Source organism: Marimonas lutisalis (assembly GCF_005434965.1).
Taxonomy (GTDB): domain Bacteria; phylum Pseudomonadota; class Alphaproteobacteria; order Rhodobacterales; family Rhodobacteraceae; genus Marimonas_A; species Marimonas_A lutisalis.
The window spans coordinates 325,501-349,823 of the sequence record NZ_SKCI01000001.1 but is presented as its reverse complement, the minus strand read 5'-3'; the positions used below and the strand labels follow the sequence as shown (position 1 = coordinate 349,823).

At 63.7% G+C, this 24,323-nt stretch carries 25 protein-coding genes; 20 read left to right on the top strand and 5 right to left on the bottom strand.

The features are described 5' to 3' along the window. Window positions 1–7 precede the first annotated feature (7 nt). The 4 genes from E0501_RS01730 to E0501_RS01715 are packed head-to-tail and all read left to right on the top strand — an operon-like array spanning window position 8 to window position 2,716. Window positions 8–241, top strand: a complete 234-nt coding sequence (locus E0501_RS01730; protein ID WP_137699622.1) for a hypothetical protein — start codon at window positions 8–10, stop codon at window positions 239–241. Window positions 242–244: 3 nt separating this feature from the next. Next, window positions 245–1,318 carry a GSCFA domain-containing protein gene (locus E0501_RS01725; RefSeq protein ID WP_137699621.1) on the top strand — a complete coding sequence of 358 codons (1,074 nt, stop codon included), beginning with the start codon at window positions 245–247 and terminating at the stop codon, window positions 1,316–1,318. Beyond that, window positions 1,315–2,085 (top strand): hypothetical protein, encoded by a 771-nt coding sequence (locus E0501_RS01720; protein WP_137699620.1) that lies wholly within the window; start codon window positions 1,315–1,317, stop codon window positions 2,083–2,085. The genes E0501_RS01725 and E0501_RS01720 overlap by 4 nt, the downstream gene beginning before the upstream one ends. Window positions 2,086–2,089: 4 nt before the next feature. After that, on the top strand, window positions 2,090–2,716 hold the full coding sequence (locus E0501_RS01715; protein WP_137699619.1) for a CoA transferase subunit B: 627 nt from the start codon (window positions 2,090–2,092) through the stop codon (window positions 2,714–2,716). 68 nt (window positions 2,717–2,784) lie between these two features. Here E0501_RS01715 and E0501_RS01710 read toward each other — a convergent pair whose 3' ends face one another. Further along, window positions 2,785–3,735 (bottom strand): cyclase family protein, encoded by a 951-nt coding sequence (locus E0501_RS01710; RefSeq protein WP_137699618.1) that lies wholly within the window; start codon window positions 3,733–3,735, stop codon window positions 2,785–2,787. Window positions 3,736–4,004: 269 nt separating this feature from the next. Here E0501_RS01710 and E0501_RS01705 point away from each other — a divergent pair, with 269 nt between their 5' ends. From E0501_RS01705 to E0501_RS01695, 3 genes are read left to right on the top strand one after another with little or no spacing between them, the layout of a single operon-like run. Next, complete coding sequence (locus E0501_RS01705) at window positions 4,005–4,982, top strand: lysylphosphatidylglycerol synthase transmembrane domain-containing protein (RefSeq protein WP_235857725.1); 978 nt, start codon at window positions 4,005–4,007, stop codon at window positions 4,980–4,982. Then, window positions 4,982–6,283 carry an FAD-binding oxidoreductase gene (locus tag E0501_RS01700; RefSeq protein ID WP_137699616.1) on the top strand — a complete coding sequence of 434 codons (1,302 nt, stop codon included), beginning with the start codon at window positions 4,982–4,984 and terminating at the stop codon, window positions 6,281–6,283. Before E0501_RS01705 ends, E0501_RS01700 begins: the two co-directional genes overlap by 1 nt. A gap of 1 nt (window position 6,284) precedes the next feature. Then, window positions 6,285–7,022: an SDR family oxidoreductase gene (locus E0501_RS01695; protein ID WP_137699615.1), complete on the top strand. Its 738-nt coding sequence runs from the start codon at window positions 6,285–6,287 to the stop codon at window positions 7,020–7,022. A 99-nt stretch (window positions 7,023–7,121) separates the two neighbouring features. Here the strand turns inward: E0501_RS01695 and E0501_RS01690 are convergent, their stop codons facing one another. After that, window positions 7,122–8,288 (bottom strand): UbiA family prenyltransferase, encoded by a 1,167-nt coding sequence (locus E0501_RS01690; RefSeq protein ID WP_235857724.1) that lies wholly within the window; start codon window positions 8,286–8,288, stop codon window positions 7,122–7,124. 2 nt (window positions 8,289–8,290) lie between these two features. Next, window positions 8,291–9,130, bottom strand: coding sequence for a lytic transglycosylase domain-containing protein (locus tag E0501_RS01685; protein ID WP_137699613.1), 840 nt, complete (start codon window positions 9,128–9,130; stop codon window positions 8,291–8,293). A 358-nt stretch (window positions 9,131–9,488) separates the two neighbouring features. On the opposite strand from E0501_RS01685, the gene E0501_RS01680 reads away from it, so the two are divergent. The 12 genes from E0501_RS01680 (at window position 9,489) to E0501_RS01630 (ending at window position 20,575) form a co-directional block, all read left to right on the top strand. Then, window positions 9,489–9,668: a hypothetical protein gene (locus E0501_RS01680; RefSeq protein WP_137699612.1), complete on the top strand. Its 180-nt coding sequence runs from the start codon at window positions 9,489–9,491 to the stop codon at window positions 9,666–9,668. Between the two features lie 152 nt (window positions 9,669–9,820). Continuing rightward, on the top strand, window positions 9,821–9,997 hold the full coding sequence (locus E0501_RS21250) for a Flp family type IVb pilin (protein ID WP_170222759.1): 177 nt from the start codon (window positions 9,821–9,823) through the stop codon (window positions 9,995–9,997). Between the two features lie 285 nt (window positions 9,998–10,282). Next, window positions 10,283–11,134 carry a Flp pilus assembly protein CpaB gene (gene cpaB / locus E0501_RS01675; RefSeq protein WP_137699611.1) on the top strand — a complete coding sequence of 284 codons (852 nt, stop codon included), beginning with the start codon at window positions 10,283–10,285 and terminating at the stop codon, window positions 11,132–11,134. Window positions 11,135–11,356: 222 nt separating this feature from the next. Beyond that, window positions 11,357–12,784: a type II and III secretion system protein family protein gene (locus E0501_RS01670; protein WP_137699610.1), complete on the top strand. Its 1,428-nt coding sequence runs from the start codon at window positions 11,357–11,359 to the stop codon at window positions 12,782–12,784. A 22-nt stretch (window positions 12,785–12,806) separates the two neighbouring features. Continuing rightward, a complete protein-coding gene (locus E0501_RS01665) occupies window positions 12,807–13,463 on the top strand; it encodes an OmpA family protein (protein ID WP_137699609.1) in 657 nt (218 codons plus the stop codon). Between the two features lie 310 nt (window positions 13,464–13,773). Further along, window positions 13,774–15,018: an AAA family ATPase gene (locus E0501_RS01660; protein WP_137699608.1), complete on the top strand. Its 1,245-nt coding sequence runs from the start codon at window positions 13,774–13,776 to the stop codon at window positions 15,016–15,018. A 15-nt stretch (window positions 15,019–15,033) separates the two neighbouring features. Continuing rightward, complete coding sequence (locus E0501_RS01655; protein ID WP_137699607.1) at window positions 15,034–16,500, top strand: CpaF family protein; 1,467 nt, start codon at window positions 15,034–15,036, stop codon at window positions 16,498–16,500. 6 nt (window positions 16,501–16,506) lie between these two features. Then, window positions 16,507–17,475: a type II secretion system F family protein gene (locus E0501_RS01650; RefSeq protein ID WP_137699606.1), complete on the top strand. Its 969-nt coding sequence runs from the start codon at window positions 16,507–16,509 to the stop codon at window positions 17,473–17,475. Between the two features lie 18 nt (window positions 17,476–17,493). Then, window positions 17,494–18,468, top strand: a complete 975-nt coding sequence (locus tag E0501_RS01645) for a type II secretion system F family protein (protein ID WP_137699605.1) — start codon at window positions 17,494–17,496, stop codon at window positions 18,466–18,468. Between the two features lie 147 nt (window positions 18,469–18,615). Continuing rightward, window positions 18,616–19,176, top strand: a complete 561-nt coding sequence (locus tag E0501_RS01640) for a tetratricopeptide repeat protein (RefSeq protein ID WP_137699604.1) — start codon at window positions 18,616–18,618, stop codon at window positions 19,174–19,176. 41 nt (window positions 19,177–19,217) lie between these two features. After that, window positions 19,218–20,075 (top strand): tetratricopeptide repeat protein, encoded by an 858-nt coding sequence (locus E0501_RS01635; protein WP_137699603.1) that lies wholly within the window; start codon window positions 19,218–19,220, stop codon window positions 20,073–20,075. 5 nt (window positions 20,076–20,080) lie between these two features. After that, window positions 20,081–20,575 carry a prepilin peptidase gene (locus E0501_RS01630; RefSeq protein WP_137699602.1) on the top strand — a complete coding sequence of 165 codons (495 nt, stop codon included), beginning with the start codon at window positions 20,081–20,083 and terminating at the stop codon, window positions 20,573–20,575. Window positions 20,576–20,634: 59 nt separating this feature from the next. Here the strand turns inward: E0501_RS01630 and E0501_RS01625 are convergent, their stop codons facing one another. Beyond that, window positions 20,635–20,895, bottom strand: coding sequence for a hypothetical protein (locus E0501_RS01625; RefSeq protein ID WP_137699601.1), 261 nt, complete (start codon window positions 20,893–20,895; stop codon window positions 20,635–20,637). Window positions 20,896–21,255: 360 nt separating this feature from the next. Then, a complete protein-coding gene (locus tag E0501_RS01620; RefSeq protein WP_137699600.1) occupies window positions 21,256–22,779 on the bottom strand; it encodes a hypothetical protein in 1,524 nt (507 codons plus the stop codon). Window positions 22,780–22,924: 145 nt separating this feature from the next. Between E0501_RS01620 and E0501_RS01615 the strand changes: the two genes are divergently transcribed. Continuing rightward, a complete protein-coding gene (locus tag E0501_RS01615; RefSeq protein WP_137699599.1) occupies window positions 22,925–24,232 on the top strand; it encodes an ATPase in 1,308 nt (435 codons plus the stop codon). Window positions 24,233–24,323 lie beyond the last annotated feature (91 nt).

The window sequence follows — 24,323 nt, the reverse complement described above, 5'->3', positions numbered from 1 at the left end:
GCCCGCGATGGACCGCGAAGAAACGCTCAGCCGCCGCGCCGACCTGATCGAACGCCGCACCGCCGATTACGTGCACCGCGCCAAGCGCATGGTGCTCGACACCTTCGGCATCGAAGCCTCGAAAGAGCTGTCCTCGCTGACAGTTCACATGGCCACGGCAATGATCCAGCTCGAAGCGGCGGAGCTCAACGCCGCCTCGCTGCGCCGCATCGCCAAAACGCTCGAAGAGAAAGACGGCTAGGCGATGCCCCGGCGCCCGACAGACCGGCGCTCGCCCTATCAGGATCTGCCGGCGGCGGCGTTCTGGCGCTCGGCCATGCGCACGCCCGACGAAGAGACCGTGGCGGCGCTTTATGCGCCCAAGTTCACGATCACGCCGCAGACCCCGCTGATGACGGCGGGCAGTTGCTTTGCCCAGCACATGCACCGCGCGCTCTCGCGCGCGGGCTGGCACGTGCTGCAGGGCGAAGGCATGGCTGATCTGGTGGGCGCAAACCTCGCACGCGAATTCGGTTACGATGTCTACTCGGCGCGCTACGGCAATATCTACACCGCCCGCCAGCTGCGCCAGCTGGTCGAGGACGCGCTCTCCGACAGCCCCCGCCCCGCCCTTGTCTGGGAGCGTGACGGCCGTTTCTTCGACGCGCTGCGCCCCGGGGTCGAGCCCGACGGGCTCGACACCCCCGACCTGGTGGAAACGGCCCGCGCCGATCATCTCGCCGCGCTGCGCGACGTGCTGCAACAGGCGCAGCTAGTCGTCTTCACCCTCGGCCTTACCGAATGCTGGATCGACACCGCCACGGGCCTTGCCCTGCCCACCGCGCCCGGCACCGTCGCCGGCCGGTACGATCCCGAAACCGTGCGGTTCCACAACTTCACCCAAGCCGAGGTTCTGGCCGATCTGCGCGCCACCCGCGACCTGTTGCGCGCCCACGGCCTTGCTGCGCGCATCCTGCTCACCGTATCGCCCGTGCCGCTTACCGCCACGGCCAGCGGCGGCCATGTCGGCAGCGCGACCAGCTATTCCAAATCCGTGCTGCGCGCCGCCTGTGGCGAATTGCAGGCCACCGACCCCGATTTCGACTATTTCCCGGCCTACGAAATCATCACCACCTCTGCTGCCGGCGGGCCCTATTTCGCCCGCAACGGCCGCGATCCGCATCCCGACGGCGTGGAAACCGTGCTGGGCGTCTTCGCCATGGCCCATGCCGGCGCCGACGCGCCCATGACCGCCCCGGCCAATTACCATGTCGACAGCGCCAAGACAGCCGAGGAAATCGCCTGCGAGGAAATTCTGCTCGAGGCGTTTCGCAAATGACGAAACTGGCGATCATCGGCAATTCCCATGTCGGCGCCTATGTCGAGGCCCGCACCGCGATCGAGGCGGCCTTCCCGGGGCTCGATCTGTCCTTCTTCGTCTTTCCCCGGCACGATCTCAAATCGGCGCGCCATGATGAAACCGGGCTTCTGGCGGCCGTGGGCGAACACAACACCGCCCTGCCCACCGAGATCGACCTTTCCGCGCAGGACGGCATCCTCGTGGTGGGTCAGCCCTTCGGCATGATCGGGCTCAATGCCCTTCTGGCTGCGGCCGATGTACTGGGCTGGGCGGACACCGGCAAATCCCGCAACATTTCGCCCGCGCTATTTGCCGCCTATCTCGGCAATGCCGTTAACTTGGCCGCGCGGCGGCTGATGAAATATTTCCGCGACGATGGCCGCTTCGCCTATGCGCCGCAGCCTCTGGTCACCGATCTGGCCGAAGCGGGCAGTTCGAAAATGGCCTCGCTTGCCGCCCACCCCGAGGCCGCACGGATCTTCCCGCTCTGGCATGATGCCCTGGCCCGCGTGGCGCGCGAGCTGCCCTGCCGGATCGTGCCCCAGCCCGATCACCTGCGCGACAGCGCCGTCTTCACCCCGCGCCGCCTGGCCCGCACCGCGGCGCTGCCGCGCGAAAAAACACCGGGTCCTGCGGATCACATCCACATGACCCCGGAATACGCCCTTGAACATTTCCGGGCGTTTGCAGAAACTTGGCCGGAACTTTTCGACACAACCGGCCGCAAGTCCAAGAAGGAGAGCTAGAACCATGCCCTGGGACCGCAACCAAATGGCCGCGCGCGCCGCGCAAGAGCTTGAAGACGGCATGTACGTGAATCTCGGCATCGGCATCCCGACGCTGGTCAGTAACTACATCCCCGAAGGCGTACACGTGACCCTGCAATCGGAAAACGGCATGCTCGGCATGGGCCCCTTCCCCGTCGAGGGCGACGAGGACCCGGACCTGATCAACGCTGGCAAGCAGACGATCACCGAACTGCCGCACACCTCCTATTTCGACAGCGCCACCAGCTTCGGCATGATCCGCGGCGGCAAGATCGCCATGGCGATCCTCGGCGCGATGGAGGTCAGCCAGGACGGCGATCTCGCCAACTGGATGATCCCGGGCAAACTGGTCAAGGGCATGGGCGGCGCGATGGATCTTGTCGCCGGCGTCGGCCGCGTGATCGTGGTCATGGACCACACCAACAAGGCCGGTGAAACCAAGGTCCTGAAGGAATGCACCCTGCCGCTGACCGGCAAGGGCGTCGTGGACATGATCATCACCAACCTCGCGGTGATGGAAGTGGAACACAAGGGCCTGCACATCGTCGAACTGGCCCCTGGCGTCACCCGCGAAGAGGTGATCGCCGCCACCGAGGCCAACATCGTCTGAACCGGCCCGTCCGGCATGAAAAAGGGCGCCTCAAACGGGCGCCCTTTCCGTTTTCGGACCGGCCGCGATCAGTAAAGCGCCACCGGGTTGATGATCATCTGCACCGTGCCGCGGATACGCGCCTGGCCCAACACGAACATGAACTCGTTCACCCCTTCGCGCAGCACCGGCCCGGTGTTCATCGTCTCCAGGATATAGATGCCGTTTTCCTTGAGCAGCACCACGTGGCCATAAAACGCCCCGTCCCCCGGTGCCGGCGGAATCGGCTCGATCCCCCAAGTATCGGCGCCCACCGCCATCACCCCCAGGCTGGCCAGGTAGCGTGACCCGCTCACGCTGATGCCCGGCTCGCCCGACACCCAGGCCTGCGGCTCGGCCTCCAGCATGTTCTCGGTCCAGCCGGTGTGGAAGAGCACGATATCGCCCTCGCCGATACTCACGCCCTGCGCCTCGGCGGCGGCCTTGATCTCATCTTCGCCGAAATGGTCCCCCGCAACCAGGAAATCCTTACCGGCATGCTTGGCCATGTCCAGGATCACCGCGCGGCCCACCAGTGGCGGGATGTTGTGCACACCCAGCTTTGTCAGCCCGGTGATGGCCGAGATTTCCTTCTCATCATGGCAATTATAGTAATACCCCTTTTCGCCCAGGTGCCCCAACCCGTCGATCTGGCTGCCGATGCCCACCCAGGTCTGCAGGATGTCATCGTTATAGTTGCCCGGATATCCGAACTGGGTCAGCTTCTGGCCGCCCTGCTGGTTCGGCTGCACCACCTGCAGGTTCAGCGAGCGCGGCGCGAAGGCCGGCGTGCTCGAGTCGATCACGATGCCCAGCGGCATCGACTTGCCCTGCTTGATCAGCTTCGCAGCGGCCAGCGTCCTCTCGGGCGTCACCAGGTTGGCCGATCCCAGCTCATCACCTTCCCCCCATTTCGAATGATCGCAATCCTGCGCCCCGACGCTGGTGCCCAGCAACGCGACAAGACCGGCCACGCCGGCGACAAATGCACTTCGTTTCATGTTTACCTCCCTTGGGCGGGCGGCCACATTCCGGGTCCACCCGCCATTCCGTGGTTTTCGCGCCCGCAGCTGAACCAGCTGCGACCGCATGACGCACCCTAACACGGAATCGCTCAATTTTCGCGAAAAGGCCGCAACGTCAGTTCCCGCCTTCAGCGAAATGCTGCCACGTCACGGCCCTCACCAACGCAGGCCGCATTTTTGTTTCCGGTTTCGCAACAAATTCATAATCTCGCCCCAATCCGTCGCTAAATCGGGGCAAAATGACAATGAGCAGCGTAAATCCAGCCCCCACGCCCCCGCGCCGCTGGCGCGATCTCGCCCTGTTCGGCGGGCTTGTCGCGCTTGTCATCGCCGGGCTGGTCAGTGCCGCCGCCGCCACCGGCTGGGCCGAAACCATGGCCCAGCTGGGCAAGCTCGGCGCCGGTCAGCTGGGCGTGTTACTCGCGCTCAGCCTGGTGAATTATCTCTTCCGCGGCCTGCGCTGGCACGCCTTTGCCCGGCGGCTCGGCCTGCCAACGACACTGGGCCAGAACATCCGCCATTTCCTCGGCGGGTTCGCCATGTCGGTCACCCCGGGCCGCGTAGGCGAGCTTATTCGCATGCGCTGGATCAGGCGCGAAACCGGCTGGACGTTCGAACGCACCGCCCCGCTCGTGCTGATCGACCGCGCCTCGGATCTCGCCGCCATGGCCATCATCCTCGGCGTCTCGCTGGCGCTGGCCGCGGGCGGCATAACGCTGGCCGCGCCCGTCGCCGTGCTGGCCTTCGTCTCCGCCATCATCGTGACACGGCCCACGCTCCTGCATACGCTGGCCACCGGCTTCTACCGTGCCACCGGCCTCTTTCCCCGGCTCATCGCCCGCGTCCGCCGCGCCGCCCAGTCCCTGCGCGCGTTCTCGCACCCGCAAACTCTGTCGCTCGCCGCCGGCCTCGGTCTCATCGGCTGGCTGGCCGAAGGCTATGCCTTCCACCTGCTGCTTGTGTGGATGGGCGCCGATATCGGCTTCTGGACGGCAGTGATGATCTTTGTCTTCTCTACCCTTGCCGGTGGCCTCACCGGCGCGCCCGGCGGGCTCGGCGGGGCCGAGGCCGCGATGGTAGCGCTGCTGATGGTCGAAGGCGTCGGCGCCGATGCCGCCATTGCCGCCACCGCCGTCATCCGCCTGACCACGCTGTGGTTCGCCATCGCCATCGGCTTTGCCGTTTTCCCCCACGCGGAAAAGAAATCGAAAGGAGGCGCATGATGCGCTGGAAATCCGACCGTTACAGCGGCTGGGGCCGCGCCCTTGTGGCCGAGGGTGATCTCGCCCGCCCCGAACGTATCTCGTCGCTTAAGGATCTGCCACCGACCCCGGCGATCGGCGCGCGCCGCTCCTATGGCGATGCCTGCCTGAATTCCGATGGCCGCGCCATCGACATGACCCGGCTCGACCGGATCATTTCCTTCGATCCCGAAACCGGCAGGGCCGAGGTCGAGGCCGGCATGCCCATCGGCGAACTGGCCCGCCTCTTCGCCCCGCGCGGCTGGATCCCGGCGGTGATGCCCGGTACCGGTTTCGCCACCGTCGGCGGCTGCATCGCCATGGACGTGCACGGCAAGAACCACCACAACGCGGGCAGCTTCGGCGCCCATGTCACCGCCATCCGCATGATCCACGCCGGCAAGGCCAAGACCGTCACGCCGAAAAACAATCCCGGCCTCTTTCGCGCGACGCTGGGCGGGTTGGGCCAGACCGGCCTCATCCTCTCGGCGACGCTGCAACTGGCGCCCTGCCCCGGCCTCTCGATGAAGGTGCGCGAAAGCCGCGCCGGCGATCTTGACGAGCATCTCGCCCTGCTCGAAGCCTCCCAGGCGCCCTATACCGTCGGCTGGCTCGATGCCACGGCGCGCGGCGCCACGCTGGGCCGCGGCATCGTGGAAGAGGCCGATCACAGCCTCGATCCCGCCCCGAAAGAGGGCCGTTCCAAATCGGTGCCGGTCGATGCCCCGCGCTTCACCCTGTCGAAACCCGTGGTCAAGGCGTTCAACGCCCGCTACTTCGCCCGCATCCCGGAATCCGGCCGCACCCGCGTCCGCTCGATCGCCGATTTCTTCTTTCCGCTCGATCGGGTGCAGGACTGGAACAAGCTTTACGGCAAGCGCGGCTTCCACCAGTTCCAATGCGTCCTGCCCCACAGCGAAACCGCCACGCTGCGCGGCATGGTGCAGACCATCGCCGAAAGCGGGCTGGCCTCGCCGCTCGCCGTCCTGAAACGCCTCGGCCCCGAGCGTGCCGGGCTCATGTCCTTCCCGATGGAGGGGGTCACCCTCGCCGTCGACTTCCCCAACCGCGACAAGGCCACCGCGCTGATCCGTGACCTGGGGCAGCGCACGGCCGCGGCCGGCGGCCGCGTCTACCTGGCCAAGGATTCGCTCGCCGATGGCGACATGATCCGCGCCATGTACCCCGATCATGCGAAATGGGTTGAAACCGCCCGCAAGGCCGATCCCGACCGCCAGCTCGAAACCGATCTCGTGCGCCGCCTGAACCTGAGGAGTGCCTGACATGCAAGAAACCTGGATCATCCTCGGCGCCACCTCCTCGATGGCGCGCGCCCTGTCCCGCAAGCTGGCCGAAGACGGCCATGCCGTGTTCCTCGCCGGGCGCGACATGGACGACCTCAGGCGCCAGGCCGCCGATTGCACCGCGCGCGGCGCGTCCCTGGCCGAGGCCGTGAAATTCGATGCTCGCGCCCCCGAAAGCTTCGCCCCCATCCTCGACCGGCTCGCCGATCAGGAGGGGATGCTCAACGCCGCCGTCTTCGTCGGCTCCATGCCCGACCAGGCCGATATCGATGCCGATCCCGCGCTGGTCGACGGCACCATCACCGACAGTTTCACCGGCCCCGCCCGCTTCCTGCAAATGCTGGCGCCGCTGATGGAACAGCGCGGCGGCGGCACCGTGGTGGGCGTGGGCTCGGTCGCGGGCGATCGCGGTCGCCTGGGCAATTATGTCTATGGCAGCGCCAAGGCGGGCTTTCACACCTATCTTTCCGGGCTGCGCAACCGGCTCACCCGCGCGGGCGGCCATGTCGTCACCGTCAAACCCGGCTTCACCGATACCGCGATGACCTGGGGGATCGAGGGCATGTTCCTCGTCGCGCCCCCCGAAAAGGTCGCCGCCGACATCCTGCGGGCGGTGGAAAAGAAGAAGAACGTGATCTACACGCCGTTCTTCTGGCGCTACATCATGACGATCATCCGCTCGATCCCCGAACCGATCTTCAAGAAACTGTCGATCTAGGACCGCCCTGATCCTTCATCTTGCCCCAAATATCCCGGGGGTGGCGCAAAATGCATCGCGTTTTGCGCCTTGGGAGCAGCGCCCCCATCCACGCCCGCGTCAAAATCCGAACCACTCGGCCCACAGACCCGCGGCATAGAACATCAGCGACAGGGTAATCATGATCAGGCCCAGCCCCCGCTTGTCGCGCAGGGCAAAGACGATCGGGTCGTAATCCTGCTTGCCGTAGAACCCCAGCCGCACCATGCGGAAAAGCCACCCGGCCAGCGGCAGCATCGCGATCCACAGGAATACCCGGTCGGGGTAAAGCATCTGCGCCTGCGCCGACAGCGTATAAAGAAAGAAGATCACCAGCGCCGCCACCATCCCCGCCACGCTCAGGTTGAGCAGCGCGCCGCGATCGGGCCGGCCATAACCGCGCCCGGGCAGGCGTTCGTCGGATTTGGCCAGCGTCAGCTCGGTCAGCCGCTTGACGGCGCCCAGCGTGATGAAGACCGGAAAGACGAAAACGATCATATAGGCCGACGTCGTCACGTCCACCGCCGCCGCCCCCGCGACCACCCGCACCGTGTAAAGCGAGGCCAGCGCGCCGATATCCACCCAGCGCGCCCGCTTCAGGCGGAAGGAATAGACCAGCGACAGCGCCACGTAGAACACCGTGATCGCCAGAAAGGTGCCGCCCAGCACCGCGCCCAGCCCCAGTGCAACCGCCGCCAGCAGGAAAAACAGCGCCATGCCCACCCGCAACGGCACCGCGCCGCTCGCAAAGGGGCGTTTGCATTTCTTCGGATGCAGCCGGTCGGCCTCCAGGTCCAGCAGGTCATTGACCACATAGATCGACGAGGCCGCGGCCGAAAACGCCACCATACCCAGCGCCACCTGCATCAGCGCCGCCCATTCGAACCGGTGCGAGGCCAGAAGCGGCAGCAGCAGAAGCACGTTCTTGACCCATTGATGCGGCCTCAGCGCGCGTATCAGGTCGCGCAGGCGCCAGCTCTGCCGCACACGTTCGCCCGGGCCCGCCTGCACCCCATCGAGGCCGTGCAGCGCCGCCAGTTCCCCCGCCAGCGCGGCATCGCCCGCCAGGTAAACCGCCCGCCCCTCGGCCCGTGCGGCCTCCACGCGGGCCTGTGCCTCGCCCGATACCGGCAACAACTCGGCGCGCAGCGTGCCGTCGCCTGTAATCCCGGCCAGGCGCCGCTCCAGCGCCGGATCGGTGCGCAGGAATCCCCCCGCCAGCCGCAATACCAGGGGCTCGTCTTTCACCGTCACCCGCCCTTGTTCACATCGACATTGAACACGCAGCCATCCGTCACCAGTTCCGGCGGCGTCAGGCACAGCCCGCGCGCGGTCTTGAACGCGGCCAGTACCTTGGGCACGTAATCGCGGGTCTCGGCGAAGGGCGGCACGCCCTTGTGGGTCTTCACCGCGTTCTCGCCCGCGTTATATCCGGCCAGCACCAGGATCGGGTCGCGGTCGAATTCCTTCATCAGGAAATCCAGAAACCTCACTCCGCCGCGGATATTGTCACCCGGCACGCCGGCATCGCTCACCCCGAACCGCTCGGCGGTGGCCGGCATCAGCTGCATCAGCCCCTGCGCCCCGGCATGGCTCACCACGTCGGCCCGTCCGCCCGATTCCACCGCGATCACCGCCAGCACCAGCGCCGGCGACACCTCGGTGCCCACGGTCGCGCGCAGGATGTCGGCCCCGCGCAGGCGCGCGATATCCTGAAGCCCCTGCAGGCGCGGCGACGTTACGCCACCGGCGCCGCCCGGCGGGTTGGCGATCCGGATGAGCGCCTCTTCCAGGCGCCCCGGGCCGCTCTTCTCCAACTCGGGCGAGATACCCTCCCAGAACCAGGCGTAACGCCCGCTCACCGCATTGGCCGCCGCCTTGGAGTCGGGCTTCGGCACTGCCGCGGGCTTGGCGCGCTGCTGATCCTCGGGGCTGATCTGAATGGTGATGCGTTTGCCGCCGCCCGACTTGGGCGGCTTTACCCGCTTGAACGTGAATTCCGGAAAAGGCGGCGGCTCGGCCGTCGCCGGGGAATGCGCGCACAGCCCTGCAATCAGGGCCGCGGCCGCCGTGCTGATAGCGCGTCGCATGTCTGCGATCTGTCCTGCCTCGTTTTATCGTTAATGGATTTATCGCAGAAAACCCTGAATCTGGCCAGTTCGGGCGGCCAAATCGCCGGGAAATATGCCACATTTGCCACGCCCGAGGCCCGAAAAAACGCACGTTTACCGCTTTTTCATGCTTTTAAACAAGCGTTTTCAATGACTTGCGTGAAAATTGACGATCAACACCGAAATACACCTGAAAAGCTAAATTCGTGCCCAATTCCTGCCCGAATCCGGTGGCCATATACGGTCATACCAAGACGGCAACGGGCCAATGAGAGAGACGGTCCGATGAACTGCCAGACAGGTGTGAAACTGAACTGATCCTTTGGAGGGACGAACCATGATCAAATTTATCAAAAACTTCCGCAAAGACGAAGACGGCGCCGTTACGGTTGACTGGGTTGTGCTGACCGCAGCCGTTGTGGGGCTGGCCGTTGCAGCCTACTCGTCGATCGAATCGGGCGCCACCGGCCTGACCGCTTCGACCGCGACCTACATGGGCAGCCAAGCACCGAACTAAGTTTCGGTCGACTTGACGTCGAACAAGGGGGCCGTGCCCGAATGGGTGCGGCCCTTTTCAGGGAAACCGGACCGCCCCGCACAGCGTTGCAAAAATGGTCCACGCTATGACCCGGCCTCTTGGTCCGGATCGCTCCAGCAGGAGAGCATGACATGAAAGCATTGTTCGAACGCTTCGCCACCAAGGAAGACGGTGCGGTGTCGGTTGACTGGGTTGTTCTCAGCGCCCTGGTCGTCACGCTTCTGTCGGCCGGTTACGGCATGATGGAAAGCAGCACCAATGATCTGTCCTCGGATACCGCTGACTACATGACCAACTGGCAGTTCTGACCTGCCGCCTGAAATTACCCGACTTGAAATTCCCTGACAGAATGTCGGGCCACATCGCTGCTGCCCGCGCCCGACTGAAAAGCCGGGCTTTCCGCTTCTCGACTTCCCGCATCGAACACGCCCTGCACCAGCTGCCTCTGCCTGGCACCGGTTGCCGTCGAAGCTCCATGCCTTCTCCCTTTTCTGGTCACATTTCGATGCAACAAGAAGGGATGACTTTCTGCGATACCGTCCATCGCAGGCCCGCCTCTCGCGGGTGCCACCAATGAAACGAAAGGGATAATCATGCGCGCCGTATTTGGACTCGTGCTGATTGCAGGGCTCGGCCTTGCCGGGTTTGCGGTCTACATGACCAAGAGCCAGTTCGCCGCCTACGAAAACGAGCTTGCCCGTCAGCGGGCCGCCAATGGCGGAATGGTCGACATGGTCGAGCTCTACGTGGCAAATCGCCCCATGAAATATGGTGAGGTGCTCAAGCCTGAAGATGTTCGCAAGGTCAAGTGGCCGATCCATCTTCAGCCCGAAGGCGTCTTCTATGAAGAGGCGGCCCTGTTTCCCGACAATGATCGCCCACGCATGATGCTGCGCGCGATCGAACCGAACGAGGCGCTGACATCGGTTAAGCTGACCAAGCCAGGCGAAACCGCCGGCATCACCTCGCTGCTGCATTCCGGCCAGAGCGCCGCGTCCATCAAGGTCGATGTCGCGTCGGGCGTTTCGGGCTTCCTGCGCCCCGGCAACTTCGTCGATGTCTACTGGAACGGCGAGATCCGCACCCAGCAAAGCTCGCAGGAGGTGACCCGCCTGATCGAGACCGGCCTGCGCGTGATCGCGATTGACCAGTCGGCGAATGTCGACGTGGCCCAGGCCAATGTCGCCCGCACCGTCACCGTGGCCGTGAACCGCAACCAGGCGCTGCGCATCAACCAGGCGCAATCCACCGGCCGCCTGTCGCTCACGCTCGTCGGCAACCCCAGCGAGTCGGCCGAAGACGGCCCCGTCGAAATGAACCAGAAAGAGCTTCTGGGCCTTGCCGATGCGCCGGTGGTCGAGGAAGTGATCGAAAAGAGAGAATGCACCATCCGCACCCGCCGCGGTGCCGAGGTGGTCGAAATTCCGATCCCCTGCACCAATTGATTGGCGCACGGGATGTCCGGAAAACGAAATTTGGACGGGGGCGTCACGGCGCCCCCGTCTCGCCTTGAAGGCCCGGCAACGTGACTCTGTTGCCGGTTATCCACATAAAAAAGGTCGCAGAAGCCTTTGATTCTTGCATGAAAAGCAAAAATAACGCATGGTCACGCAAAATGCGGGCAAAAAGACCCGGAAAATGAGGCGTGATCGGAGAGGCAGGTCACTATGAAAAAGAGCAGATTTCTCACAGCGGCCCTATTGGGTCTGACCATCGGCTTCGCGCCCGTGCCCGACGTGGCAATGGCGGAAACCCTAACCGTGGTGAAACGCGGCACATCGTCGAACCTCAAGGTTCCGATGAACCGCGCAATCGTGGTCGAAAGCGACGTTCCCTTCGCGGAACTCAGCATCGCCAACCCGTCGATCGCCGACATCTCCTCGCTCAGCGATCGCACGATCTATGTGCTGGGCAAGGCGCCGGGCCTGACCACGCTGACCATTCTCGACGCCAACGGCCAGCTCATCACCAATGTCGATGTGCATGTCTCGGCCGATGTCAGCGAATTCAAGGAACGCCTGCGCCAGATCCTGCCGGGCGAAAAGATCGAGGTGCGCACCGCCAATGACGGCATCGTGCTCTCGGGCACCGTTTCCTCGGCGCAGAGACTCCAGCGCGCGCTGGATCTGGCCGAACGCTACGCGCCCGAACGCGTTTCCAACCTGATGAGCGTGGGCGGCGTGCAGCAGGTCATGCTCAAGGTCCGCTTCGCCGAGATGCAGCGCACCGTGTCGAAGTCGCTCTCCACTTCGCTGGCGCTGAACGGCAACATGTTCGGTGGCGGCCTCGGCGTGAACGGCGGCACCAACACCAACAACAACTCCGGCGGCGTCGCCACCTCGCTCGGGGGTAACATCCCCTCGGTGTCCGAGAACAACGGCGCCATGGTCTTCGGCTTCAATGCCGGCGCGGTCGAAGTTGGCGTTCTGCTGGAAGCCCTTGAAAGCAAAGGCGTTGTCCGCACCCTGGCCGAGCCGAACCTCACCGCCCTTTCCGGGCAGGAGGCCAAATTCCTGGCTGGTGGCGAGTATCCCATCCCGGTCGCACAGGACAACGGCGCCATCACCATCGAATTCAAACCGTTCGGGGTCGAGCTCAACTTCACCCCGCGCGTGGTCGACGGCGACCTGATCAACCTCGAACTCGAGGCCGCGGTCAGCTCGATCGACCCGACCAACGCCGCGACGTTCAACAACTTCTCGATCGACGCCTTCCGCCGCCGCGAAACCTCGACCACGGTCGAGATGCGCGACGGTGAAAGCTTCGCCATTGCCGGTCTCCTCCAGGATGATTTCCAGGACGTCAACGGCCAGGTTCCCTGGCTCGGCGATGTGCCGGTTCTCGGCGCCCTGTTCCGCTCCGCCTCCTACAAGCGCGAGCAATCCGAACTTGTCATCATCGTTACGGCGCATCTCGTCACCCCCACCCGGGGCGAGGCGCTGGCGTTGCCCACCGACCGGGTGAAACCGCCGACCGAAAAAGACCTGTTCCTGAATGGCAAGGTGGTCCGTGATGGCCGCCGCCCGACGCGCGGCGCCGCCGGCGAGGTCGCCAAGCAGGATTTCAACGGGTCCTACGGCTACGTGATGGACTGAGACAATACGGGGGCACTATAAAATGAAACAGATCATTGCACCGATCGCCCTTCTGGCCCTGGCCGGATGCGCGGTAAACACCCCCGGCGGACAAAGTTTCTTCCGCGAAGCCGGGGCAAACATCGATAGCGGCTACTTCGGCAACGCCACGATGAACAACACGCAGATCATGTCGGGCGAGAAAAGCTACGTCTACAGCCTTGCCAGCCGCTTCGCGCAGGAAGTGCCGTCGACAGTGAACTTTGCCTTCGATTCGGCGGTTCTCGATCCTGGCGCGCGCGACGTGCTGCGCCAGCAAGCGCAATGGATCCGCCAGTTCCCAGAAATCCGCTTCCGGGTCTACGGCCACACCGATCTCGTCGGCTCGAACGCCTATAACAAGTCCCTGGGCCTGCGCCGCGCCAAGGCGGTGGTCAGTTTCCTGGCCAGCCAGGGCATCTCGCGCTCGCGGCTCGAAGCCGTGGCCAGCTACGGGGAAACCCAGCCGCTGATCGTGACCGAGGGCCGCGAACGCCGCAACCGCCGCACCGTGACGGAAGTGACGGGTTTCGTGCGCAACCACCCGTCGGTTCTGGACGGCAAATACGCCGAGGTCATCTACCGCGAATACATCGCCAGCGGTGTGCCGCGGACGACGCTCACGGGCATCTCCGGCTCGGACTTCCAGACCACCGAATAAGTCGGCGACAGGAAACACGAAAACGGGCGTCCGATTGGGCGCCCGTTTTCTTTTGTTAATATTTCCAGATACTTGCGCGCAGAAAATCGGCGCCTTCAGCGATGGAAACGATCCACGCCCCGGCCCCGGGATCGTCTTAATATACCGCACAATTACGATCTTTTGGCCCTAATGTTGCCCCACTTGCCGATGAAATTGTCCCCAATCGGAAGACCGTGCCCCATGAGGAATCAGGGCCGGGTTCACCGGGGCAGACAGACGGGCCGAGCAGCCCGGCCCCACGGACCTGACAGCAAAAGGACAAGAGGCAATGACGAGTAACGAGACGCTGCAATCGGATCTCAGCCCGCTGCTGGCCTGCACCATCAGCCGTGATGTGCAGAATTTCGATCTTCTCATAGAAGATATGGAAACGGCCCTCGGTGAGCAGTGGGGCGATCTCGGCTTCGCCGAAGCCAAGGCATTCTTCAACCAGCCCGAGGCCGAGGCGCTCGAATTCGTGGCCATCGCCATCGACGAAAGCGACGAGGAGAAACTCGTCATGCTGGGCGAAATCATCGAGGCCGCGAAGGCCAAGGGCATCAAGGTCATCCTGATCGCAGAGGATGTCAGCCCCGCTGCGCTGCACCAGCTGCTCCGCCAGGGCGCCGACGAATTCGTGCCCTACCCGCTTCCCGAAAACGAATTGCAGGCCGCCATCGAACGCCTGAACGAACCCGAGGTGCCCGAACCCGTGGTCATCCAGGCCGCGCCGGTCGGCGGCTCCGGCCCGGGCAACCGCGATGGCGTGATTCTCGCCGTGCACGGCCTGGCCGGCGGCACCGGCGCCACGACGCTGGCCGTCAACCTGGCCTGGGAACTGGCCACCGTGGACAAGAACGATCCGCCCAAGGTCTGCCTGCTCGATTTCGACCTTCAGTTCGGCTCGGTCGCAACCTATCTCGACCTGCCCCGCCGCGAAGCCGTCTATGAACTGTGGTCCGATACCGAAGGCATGGATGACGACGTGTTCAAACAGGCGCTCGTCGGCTACGAGGAAAAACTCTCGGTGCTCACCGCACCGACCGAGATGCTCCCGCTCGATCTCATCTCCTCCGAGGATGTGAACCGGGTGCTGAAACTGGCGCGCAGCCATTTCGACTATGTCATCGTCGACATGCCCTCGACGCTGGTGCAGTGGACCGAGGCGGTGCTGAGCGAATCGCACATCTATTTCAGCCTGCTGGAAATGGACATGCGTTCGGCCCAGAACACCCTGCGCGTGAAACGCGCCCTCCAGGCCGAGGAACTGCCGGTCGAGAAACTGCGCTACGTGCTCAATCGCGCGCCGAAATTCACCGATCTGAACGGCAAGAGCCGGGTCAAGCGGCTCAGCGAAAGCCTCGACATTTCGATCGAACTGCAGCTGCCCGATGGCGGCAAGCCGGTCACGCAGGGGGCCGACCACGGCCTGCCGCTGGCCAATGCCGCGGCCAAGAACCCGCTGCGCAAGGAAATCGCAAAACTGGCCACTTCGCTCCACGAACTGGGGCAGGACGAGGCCGAGGCCGCCTGAGGAGGGTAAACAGGGATGTTTTCGCGCTACAAGAAGAACGACGCAGCCCCGGCCAAGGGCAACCAGCCCGCCGAAGGCAAGGTCACTGAACTCCCCCGGAAAAAGCCCGAGGGCGAAGCCGCCAGCGCGCCGCCTCCGGCGTCGATGCGCAAACCGGCTCAACAGGTTGCCGCCCGCTCGGCCACGGCCGACAAGGACCAGAAGCGCAAGGAACGCATGGCCGAGCTCAAGCTCGAACTGCACCGCGAGCTGCTGGAAAACCTCAACCTCGCCGCGCTCGACACCGCGACCGAGCAGGACCTGCGCTCCGAGATCAACGAGATCACCAACGAGGTCCTGAACCAGAAGGCCGTTGTCCTCAACCGCGAGGACCGCGCCCAGCTCAACAAGGAGCTCTATTTCGAAGTGAAGGGCCTTGGCCCGCTCGAAACGCTTCTGCAGGATGACTCGGTCAACGATATCCTGGTCAACGGTCCGCAGCAGATCTTCGTGGAACGCTCCGGCAAGCTCGAACTGACCGACATCACCTTCAAGGATGAAAAGCACCTGATGCGGATCATCGACAAGATCGTCTCGGCCGTGGGCCGGCGCGTCGATGAATCGAACCCCTATGTTGACGCCCGTCTCCAGGACGGCTCGCGTTTCAACGCCATGGTGCCGCCCATCGCAGTCGACGGCTCGCTGGTCTCCATTCGTAAATTCAAGAAGGACAAGCTCGGGATCGACGACCTCGTGCGCTTCGGCGCGTTTTCCGAGGAAATGGCCGCCTATCTCCAGGCCGCCGTGGCCTGCCGGCTGAACGTCATCGTTTCGGGTGGTACCGGTTCCGGTAAAACCACCACGCTCAACGCGCTCAGCTCGTTCATCGACAACTCCGAACGCATCCTGACAATCGAGGACACGGCGGAACTTCAGCTGCAACAGACCCATGTGGGCCGGATGGAAAGCCGTCCGCCCAACGTCGAAGGCAAAGGCGAGGTTTCCCCCCGCGACTGTCTGAAGAACGCCCTGCGGATGCGTCCCGACCGCATCATCGTCGGCGAAACGCGCGGCGAGGAAGTGATCGACATGCTGCAGGCCATGAACACCGGCCACGACGGCTCGATGACCACGATCCACGCCAACAACGCGCGCGACGGTATCAGCCGTCTGGAAAACATGATCGCCATGGCCGGCATCGAAATGCCGCTCAAGGCGGTCCGCTCGCAGATCGCATCGGCCGTGAACCTCATCGTGCAGGCCTCGCGCCTCCAGGACGGCTCGCGTCGCATGACCTCGATCACCGAGATCACCGGGATGGAAGGCGACGTGATTTCCATGCAGGAAGTGTTCCGCTTCCAGCGCGTCGGCCTTACGCCCGATAACAAGATCATCGGCCATTTCACCGCCACCGGCGTGCGTTCGCACTTCTCCGAACGCTTCCGCCTGTGGGGCTACGATCTGCCGCCCTCGATCTTTGAACCCACCCTGGCAGCGGAGTAAACGGTCATGTTCATCAGCGCAGAACCGATTATCTACGGGCTGATCTTCATTGGCGTGCTTGTACTGGTCGAAGGCCTGTATCTCACGGTCTTTGGCAAGTCGATCTCCCTCAACAACCGCGTCAATCGCCGGCTCGACATGCTCGAGAAGGGCGCCAACCGCGAAGAGGTGATGGAGAAGCTCCGCAAGGAGATGAGCCAGCACATGAAGTCGCGGAAAATTCCGCTCTATTCGCTGCTCGCCTCCAAGGCGCAGAAGGCCGCGATCGCGTTCTCGCCCCGGCAGCTGATCATGATCATGCTGGGCCTGTCGGGCGTCGCCTTCATGGGCCTGACCGTGGGTACCGAAACCTCTCTGCCCGTGCGCGCCGTGATGTCGGTGGTGATGGGCGTGGGCGGCATCTATTTCTGGGTCAACTCGAAGGCCAAGAAGCGCATGTCCATGATCGAGGAACAGCTTCCCGATGCGGTGGAACTGATGGTGCGCAGCTTGCGCGTCGGCCACCCGTTCTCCTCGGCCATCCAGATCGTCTCGAAAGAGATCAAGGATCCGCTGGCCTCGGAATTCGGCATCATCGCTGACGAATCCGCCTATGGCCGCGACATGGGCGAGGCGCTGAAGGACATGGCCGAACGGATCGAGCTGCAGGATTTGCGCTTCCTCGCCGTGGCCGTGTCGATCCAGCAGCAGTCAGGCGGTAACCTGGCCGAGATCCTTGCCGGCCTCGCGCAGGTGATCCGCTCGCGCTTCCGACTGTTCCGCCGGGTCAAGGCGATCACCGCCGAAGCACAGTGGTCGGGCAAGTTCCTGTCGGGTTTCCCGGTGTTCGCCCTCATCGCGATCAACGTGATGGACCCGCATTACTACGACGAGGTGATGGATCACCCCTACTTCATCCCCGCCTGTCTGTTCGTTGCCGGTTTCCTGACGCTCAACCTGATCGTCATGCGCTGGCTGACCAATATCAAAGTGTAACCCCCGGGAGTATCCGTGATGCAAAAGATCAATGATATGCTGGTAGATCTCCTCGGACCGATGGGGCCTCTGATGGCGGTGGGCCTGTTGGGTGTGGTTATGATCGTGCTGACCCTGCCGATCTTCCTCCACAAGGAAGAAGATCCGCTCGACAAGCTCAAGAAATCACAGCGCTCCTCCAAGAAGAACGCGGCCGCGATCCAGGACAAGCTGCGCGCCAAGCAGCGCAACGACAAGCTCGAGAAATACGCCGCCTTCCTCGAACCCAAGTCCGAGGAAGAGCTCGCCGGCATCAAGCTCAAACTGCTGCAGGCCGGCTATCGCGACCGCGACGCCGTGCGCTATTTCCACTTCGCGCAGTTCGCTCTTGGGATCCTGTTCCTGATCTTCGGCGTGATCTATTTCATCGCCTTCAAGTCCGGCGGTGAAACCAACACCCAGCAAACGCTGATGTATATCCTCGGCCCCGGCGCCGCGGGCTATATGCTGCCCAAGTACTGGGTCGAGAAGCGCCAGAAGGCCCGCCAGGAAGAGATCACCAACGGCTTTCCCGACGCGCTCGACATGATGCTCGTCTGCGTCGAGGCCGGCCAGTCGATGGACCAGGCGATCATCCGCGTGGCCCGCGAAATCCGCGCCTCCTACCCCGCCCTGTCGGACGAGTTCGAGATCGTCGCGCATGAAATGAAGGCCGGTAAGGACAAATCCGCCGTGCTCAACGACCTTTCCGAACGCGCCGGCGTGCAGGACGTGGCCAGCTTCGTGACCGTTCTGGTGCAGTCGCAAACCTTCGGTACGCCGATTTCCGATGCGCTGCGGGTCTATGCCGGTGAAATGCGCGACAAGCGCGTGATGCGCGCGGAGGAAGCGGCCAACAAGCTGCCCACCAAGATGACGCTGGCAACGATGCTCCTCACCGTGCCGCCGCTGCTCATCATCCTTGTCGGCCCGTCGGTCCACGGCATCACCCAGCTGGGCAACATGTCGAACTGATCCCGCCTGGCCCCGGTCGCCCGGGGCCAAGGTGATGCAAGAACGCGCCGGTCCGGGCCCAGAACGCCCGGGCCGGCGCGAATTCTCTTAAAATCCACCTCCGCTTGTCGTAAACAGCTGGAAAACAATCGCCGTTCACGCGGGGACATGAGCAGACGAACCTTCATCTTCGGTCTTGCCGGCGCGCTGACGCTGGCGGCTTGCGGCCCGGGCCTCGGCCCGCGGGGCGACGACCCGTTCGCGCCCGGCATCAAGCCCGGCGCCGAAGCCGTTGACGGGCTCGTCGTCGGTCATCGCCTGATGCAGGCCGGTGAATACGAGCTTGCCCTCGAAGCCTTCACCCGCGCCGCGGGCGAACACGGCCTGACCGTTGATGTGCTCTCCGCGCTCGGCACCGCAAATCTCGGGCTGGGACGGCTCGGCCAGTCGGAAACGCTGCTGCGCCGCGCGATCAAGGAAGATGGCGCGATCCCGGAAATCTGGAACAACCTGGGCGTGGTGTTGCTTGAAAAACGCGAATATCCCGAAGCGGCGCACGTTTTCCGGCGCGCCTATGCGCTCGACAATGGCCAAAGTGACTCAATCCGCGATAATTTGCGGTTAGCACTCGCAAAAATCGAAAATCCGGACTATGATGAAAACCAAGAACAAGAATACAAATTGGTACGGCGTGGCAGCAGTGATTTCCTGATCCGCCAGATACCATGAAAAGAAAAACGAGGCTGAGGCAGTAAAAGGACGCAGGCAACATGCGCCAGTACAAGATTCTTACCCTGTGCCTGTCGGGCGCGGTTCTTCTCTCCGCGTGTGACAAAACCACAAACGGCGATGTCGATCGCGCGCTTCAAAACGTCAACGTGGTCGACGAAAGCAACCTGAACGACATCATGCTCACGGTGGCCGACCCGAACGAGGCCGTAACCTATTTCAAGCGCGCCACCTCTGAACAGCCCGACCGGGCCGACCTGCAGCGCGGGCTGGGCCAGTCGCTGGTTCGCGCCAAGCGCCCGACCGAGGCGGTCACCGCCTACGAAAAACTGGTCAAGATGGACGGCGCCACCGACGACGATCGCGTCGACCTGGCCGATGCGCTGATCCGCGCGGGCGAATGGAAACGCGCCGAAACCGCGCTCGACTCGGTGCCGCCCACCCATGAAACCTTCAAACGCTACCGCCTCGAAGCTATGGTGGCCGATTCCAACAAGGAATGGAAAAAGGCCGACAGCTTCTATGAAATCGCCGTTGGCCTCACCACCCGGCCGGGTGGCGTGCTCAACAACTGGGGCTATTCCAAGCTGACCCGCGGCGATTTCTCCGAGGCCGAGCGGCTCTTCGGCGAAGCCATCACCCAGGACAAGACGCTGTTCACCGCCAAGAACAACATGGTCCTGGCCCGTGGCGCCCAGCGCAACTACAACCTGCCGGTCATCCCGATGGATCAGACCGAACGCGCCCAGCTCTTGCATACGCTGGGCCTTTCGGCGATCAAGCAAGGCGATGTCGAGATCGGCAAGGGCCTTCTGCGCGAAGCGATCGACACCCATCCCCAGCATTTCGAGGCCGCCGTGCGCAGCCTGCGCGCGCTGGAATCGAACGTCACCAACTGACGCAGATGCAGATCACGGCCCAGTCCGCGCTCTGGTTCGCGCCTTTCATCTGGCCCATCTGCTTCTGGGTGGCCTGGTCCGACATGAAGGCCATGCGCATCCCCAACAAGGCGGTCATCGCGCTGGCCGCCGTCTTTCTCGTGCTCGGGCTTTTCCTGATGCCTTGGCAGGTCTACCTGTGGCAGCTCGCACAGCTTCTGATCGTGCTCGGCATCGGCATCTTCATCAATGCCGCGGGCATGGTCGGCGCAGGTGATGCGAAATTCGCCGCCGCCGCCGCCCCCTTCATCATGCTCGGCGATTTCCGGCTTCTGCTCGCGCTCTTCGCTGCAAACCTTCTCGCAGCCTTCGCCACCCACCGCTTGGCCAAGCACACGCCGCTGCGCCGCCTTGCGCCGGAATGGGAAAGCTGGTCACGCGGGTGGGATTTCCCGATGGGGCTCAGCCTCGGCTCGACGCTGGCGCTCTATATCGGCCTCGGCATCTTCTTCGGCGCCTGATCCCAAAGGCAAAACGCCCGGGGCGTCCCCCGGGCGCCGTTCTGCCTGTGATGCCGGGCTCAGCGCCCGTTCACGCCGAAATGGTCGGCCTTGGTGTTGCTGCCCTTGGTCGAAAAGACAGTAATCTTCTTCTCGTCCCCATACGTCCACTCGGCTTCCGGGCTCGACGACCGGGGTGCCGGCACATAGTCGGCCGTGCCCTCGGTAAAGAGCGGGCCCGACGCGTTCTGCGATACGGCGCGCTCATAAGGGCCCACCATGGCGGCGGCGCCAGTGGCCAGGGCAAGGGTGGTGGCGATGGCGGTGATTGCGGTTTTCATGGTCTTTCTCCTTTAACGAGGCTGGTCTTGGTTGCTGTTGCGATCCTGTGTGATCTGCAACCAAGATGCGCCTCGCCCCGAGGCTTTTCAAAACACGTGCACTCACCGGTTCGTGCAGAATCGCGAGGTCCCGGAGCATTTTTGCTCCTGGGCTGAGAAATGCCGATTAAACATTTATTATCAATAACTTATATCACATCTAAAAGACAGTTTGGAAACATAACTCACGCTTCACGCGGGTGTTCCCGCCGCGTTACGCAAATCGTGATCACCTCGGCCGTCGCAGGCCTGGTAGCGAGGCCCGAAAAAGCTGGCCAGCGTGATCGGTGTTACAGAAAATCGCCCCGAAAAATGCCGCGTTCACCGCGCCAGGCGGTAAACCACCATCCGCTCGCCCTCGTGCGCGGGCACCATCTGCACGCCCTGCGCCGCGATCATCTCGACGATCCGCGCATTGGCTTCGGCATCGGTGGGACAGCGCGGCACCACCACGATGCTCGCCTCGTCGAACCCGGGCAGCCCGTCATAGTACCACGGCGCGCCCCCCTTCAGCGGCGCATAGGCGCCAAACAGCCAGAACGCGTTGAAAATATCTGCGACGAACACCTTCTCCCCGGCGAACCCGCCGGCATCCACCTCGTCCACCAGCCCGCGCATCCAGCCGATCGCGCCACCGGACAGTTCGCAATCGCCTTCGGTGCCATAGGCCGGCATCCGCACCTGCTCGCGCTCCACCCGCGCCTCGACGGCCAGCACGTCCTCGCGCCCCGCCTGCCCCGGGAACACCGGGATGAATACGCTTGCCGGCAGGGTCGCCTGCCGAACGGGGCTGTAGAACACGTTCAGCGCCACCGGCGCGATCAGCGCCAGCGCCAGCAGGCCGCCCACCGCCTGCGTGGACCAGCCCACCTCCTCGCCCCGCGGCTGCGCCAGAAGGACGATCCCCCACAAGAGCAGCCAATAGGGATCGTTGCCATAATTCTGAAAGGTCACGTAGATCGCGCCCGGCAGCATCACGAAAAGGATGATGCCCACCGGATCGGCCTTGGCCCGGGTCCGCAGCAGCAGCACGCTCGCCACCGCCAGAAGCGTGCCCGCGGCATAGTCGGGCGACAGCGCCACCCGCGCCCAGCCCGCCCCGGGCGACGGCCGCACCTCCGATCCCGCCACCGTCAGCAGGTCACCGAGGTAGGCGCCCCAGAACCCGAAACCGTAGGCCAGCGTCATCGCCCCGGCAATCACCAGCCCGGCCACCACCGCGATGCCCAGCGCGCGCATCTGCCCGCGCAGCACCAGGCCCAGCACCACCGCCGGCGCAAATGCCGCGAAATAGGTGACCTTCAGCAGCGCCAGCACCGCCATCGCCGCCCCGATCACCAGCCCGTCCAGCACCGGATTGTCCCGCCGCGCCGGCAACGCCACCAGCGCCAGCGGCAGGAACGCCACCGCCCAGGCCCACCGGTTGTAGTGCATCGACAGCGACGGTTTCACATCGGTCTCGCCATGCACCATCGCCACCGCCAGCAGCAGCACGATCACGCCAAAGGCGATCGCCAGACCGGTGTTCATCCGGCTGATCCCCACCCACCAGACCGGCAGAAGCAACAGCGCCGCCACCATCACCTGGCCCCAGACCAGCGCCGCGCCCAGCTCCAGACCGGCCCAGTGAAGCATCACGAAAGGCTCGAACGCCCAGATTCCCAGCGGTGTCATGAAGTCGAAATGTGGCAATTGCCCGTCGACCCGGCGCAACACGATGTCAATCAGGTGGAGCATGTCCATTTCGTGTTTGGCGAACATCAGGCCACCATATGTGGCCGCCAAACCCGTCACCGCCGCCAACACGGCAAGAAGCGTGCCCAGAACTTTCCCCGGATTTGCCATGTTCTTCGCTCGCCCCATCATTTTTTCGGCACTTTATGAAGGCAGATTGCATATTGCACGAATTTTGTTCGGGCGGCGGGCGACCTGCGCGCAGGCCCGTGCAGCCCAGAATACCGCATGACAAGAGCAGACACAGGCCAGACAAATGAACATGCAGCCCACCGCCGTGATGGCACCGCCGCCGCCCAAATCGCTCGAGCAGATGCAACTGCCCGTGGTGATGATGCGCGACATCCTGATCAAGACGATGTTCCGCAAGAACGTCAGCGAGGTCAGTGAAATTGCCAAGGCCGTTTGCCTGCCCCGCCAGATCACCCAGGATCTCGTCGACATGGCCCGCGAACAACGCCTGCTCGAGGCGACCGGCACGCTCAATGCCAACAACGGCGGCGAAATGGGCTACCAACTCACCGATGCCGGCAAGGCCCGCGCGCTCGATGCCCTGTCGCAATCCGAATATTTCGGCGCCATGCCGGTGCCGCTCGATGTCTACCGCGAGCAGGTCAAGCGCCAGTCGATCCGCAACATCCAGATCACCCGCCAGCAACTGACCGATGCCATGGGCCATCTCGTGCTGCCGGACGCGCTGATCGACAATCTCGGGCCCGCCGTAAGTTCGGGCCGCTCGATCCTCATGTATGGCCCGCCGGGCAACGGTAAGTCCTCGATCTCCAACGGCATCCGCGATGCCATGGGCGACAAGGTCTACGTGCCCCGCGCGATCGAGTATTCCGGCCAGGTCATCACCGTCTACGACCCGATCGTGCATTCCAAGGCCGAGGAGGACCACGACGACCCCAACAGCCTGCGCCGCCGCGCGAATTTCGATACCCGCTATGTGAAATGCGACCGGCCCACCGTGATCACCGGGGGCGAACTGTCGCTCTCGATGCTCGATCTGGTCTACAATCCCACCGCGCGCACCTACCAGGCCCCGCTTCAGCTCAAATCCACCGGCGGCATCTTCATCGTCGACGACCTTGGCCGCCAGGCCGAACCGCCGCAGGCGCTCGTCAACCGCTGGATCGTGCCGCTCGAAGAGTCGAAGGACATCCTCGCCCTGCAATCGGGCGAGAAATTCGAGGTGCCCTTCGACACGCTGGTGATCTTCTCGACCAACTTCCACCCGAACGAGATCTTCGACCAGGCCGCGCTGCGCCGGATCTTCTTCAAGATCAAGATCGACGGCCCCAACCAGGAAAACTTCCTCAAGATCTTCGCGCTGGTCGCGCGCAAGAAGGGGATGGAGCTGGACCAGGATGCCCTCATCCACCTGCTCAAGGTCAAGTATCCGACGATCAACAACATCTACGCGAACTACCAGCCGGTGTTCCTGATCGACCAGATGATCGCGATCTGCGATTTCGAAGGCATCCCCTACAAGATGTCGAAAGACCTGATCGACCGCGCCTGGGCGAACATGTTCGTCAAGGACGAGAAGATCGTGAAATAAGCGTGGGAATGCGGCCCGGCCGCACCTTTCTCCACACCGCAAAGCGTCCGTTTCGCCGAAACGGGCGCTTTTTGTTCGCGGGCATGCGCAC

Excerpts from the sequence above, each read along its gene's own strand:
- E0501_RS01710 (WP_137699618.1), bottom strand. The coding sequence starts at position 3,735 with ATGAAACGAAGTGCATTTGTCGCCGGCGTGGCCGGTCTTGTCGCGTTG.
- E0501_RS01620 (WP_137699600.1), bottom strand. The coding sequence starts at position 22,779 with ATGGCAAATCCGGGGAAAGTTCTGGGCACGCTTCTTGCCGTGTTGGCG.
- E0501_RS01705 (WP_235857725.1), top strand. The coding sequence starts at position 4,005 with ATGAGCAGCGTAAATCCAGCCCCCACGCCCCCGCGCCGCTGGCGCGAT.
- E0501_RS01715 (WP_137699619.1), top strand. The coding sequence starts at position 2,090 with ATGCCCTGGGACCGCAACCAAATGGCCGCGCGCGCCGCGCAAGAGCTT.
- E0501_RS01655 (WP_137699607.1), top strand. The coding sequence starts at position 15,034 with ATGTTTTCGCGCTACAAGAAGAACGACGCAGCCCCGGCCAAGGGCAAC.
- E0501_RS01695 (WP_137699615.1), top strand. The coding sequence starts at position 6,285 with ATGCAAGAAACCTGGATCATCCTCGGCGCCACCTCCTCGATGGCGCGC.
- E0501_RS01630 (WP_137699602.1), top strand. The coding sequence starts at position 20,081 with ATGCAGATCACGGCCCAGTCCGCGCTCTGGTTCGCGCCTTTCATCTGG.
- E0501_RS01665 (WP_137699609.1), top strand. The coding sequence starts at position 12,807 with ATGAAACAGATCATTGCACCGATCGCCCTTCTGGCCCTGGCCGGATGC.
- E0501_RS01625 (WP_137699601.1), bottom strand. The coding sequence starts at position 20,895 with ATGAAAACCGCAATCACCGCCATCGCCACCACCCTTGCCCTGGCCACT.
- E0501_RS01645 (WP_137699605.1), top strand. The coding sequence starts at position 17,494 with ATGCAAAAGATCAATGATATGCTGGTAGATCTCCTCGGACCGATGGGG.
- E0501_RS01720 (WP_137699620.1), top strand. The coding sequence starts at position 1,315 with ATGACGAAACTGGCGATCATCGGCAATTCCCATGTCGGCGCCTATGTC.
- E0501_RS21250 (WP_170222759.1), top strand. The coding sequence starts at position 9,821 with ATGAAAGCATTGTTCGAACGCTTCGCCACCAAGGAAGACGGTGCGGTG.
- E0501_RS01640 (WP_137699604.1), top strand. The coding sequence starts at position 18,616 with ATGAGCAGACGAACCTTCATCTTCGGTCTTGCCGGCGCGCTGACGCTG.
- E0501_RS01685 (WP_137699613.1), bottom strand. The coding sequence starts at position 9,130 with ATGCGACGCGCTATCAGCACGGCGGCCGCGGCCCTGATTGCAGGGCTG.
- E0501_RS01670 (WP_137699610.1), top strand. The coding sequence starts at position 11,357 with ATGAAAAAGAGCAGATTTCTCACAGCGGCCCTATTGGGTCTGACCATC.
- E0501_RS01660 (WP_137699608.1), top strand. The coding sequence starts at position 13,774 with ATGACGAGTAACGAGACGCTGCAATCGGATCTCAGCCCGCTGCTGGCC.
- E0501_RS01680 (WP_137699612.1), top strand. The coding sequence starts at position 9,489 with ATGATCAAATTTATCAAAAACTTCCGCAAAGACGAAGACGGCGCCGTT.
- E0501_RS01700 (WP_137699616.1), top strand. The coding sequence starts at position 4,982 with ATGCGCTGGAAATCCGACCGTTACAGCGGCTGGGGCCGCGCCCTTGTG.
- E0501_RS01650 (WP_137699606.1), top strand. The coding sequence starts at position 16,507 with ATGTTCATCAGCGCAGAACCGATTATCTACGGGCTGATCTTCATTGGC.
- E0501_RS01635 (WP_137699603.1), top strand. The coding sequence starts at position 19,218 with ATGCGCCAGTACAAGATTCTTACCCTGTGCCTGTCGGGCGCGGTTCTT.
- E0501_RS01730 (WP_137699622.1), top strand. The coding sequence starts at position 8 with ATGGACCGCGAAGAAACGCTCAGCCGCCGCGCCGACCTGATCGAACGC.
- E0501_RS01725 (WP_137699621.1), top strand. The coding sequence starts at position 245 with ATGCCCCGGCGCCCGACAGACCGGCGCTCGCCCTATCAGGATCTGCCG.
- E0501_RS01615 (WP_137699599.1), top strand. The coding sequence starts at position 22,925 with ATGAACATGCAGCCCACCGCCGTGATGGCACCGCCGCCGCCCAAATCG.
- cpaB (WP_137699611.1), top strand. The coding sequence starts at position 10,283 with ATGCGCGCCGTATTTGGACTCGTGCTGATTGCAGGGCTCGGCCTTGCC.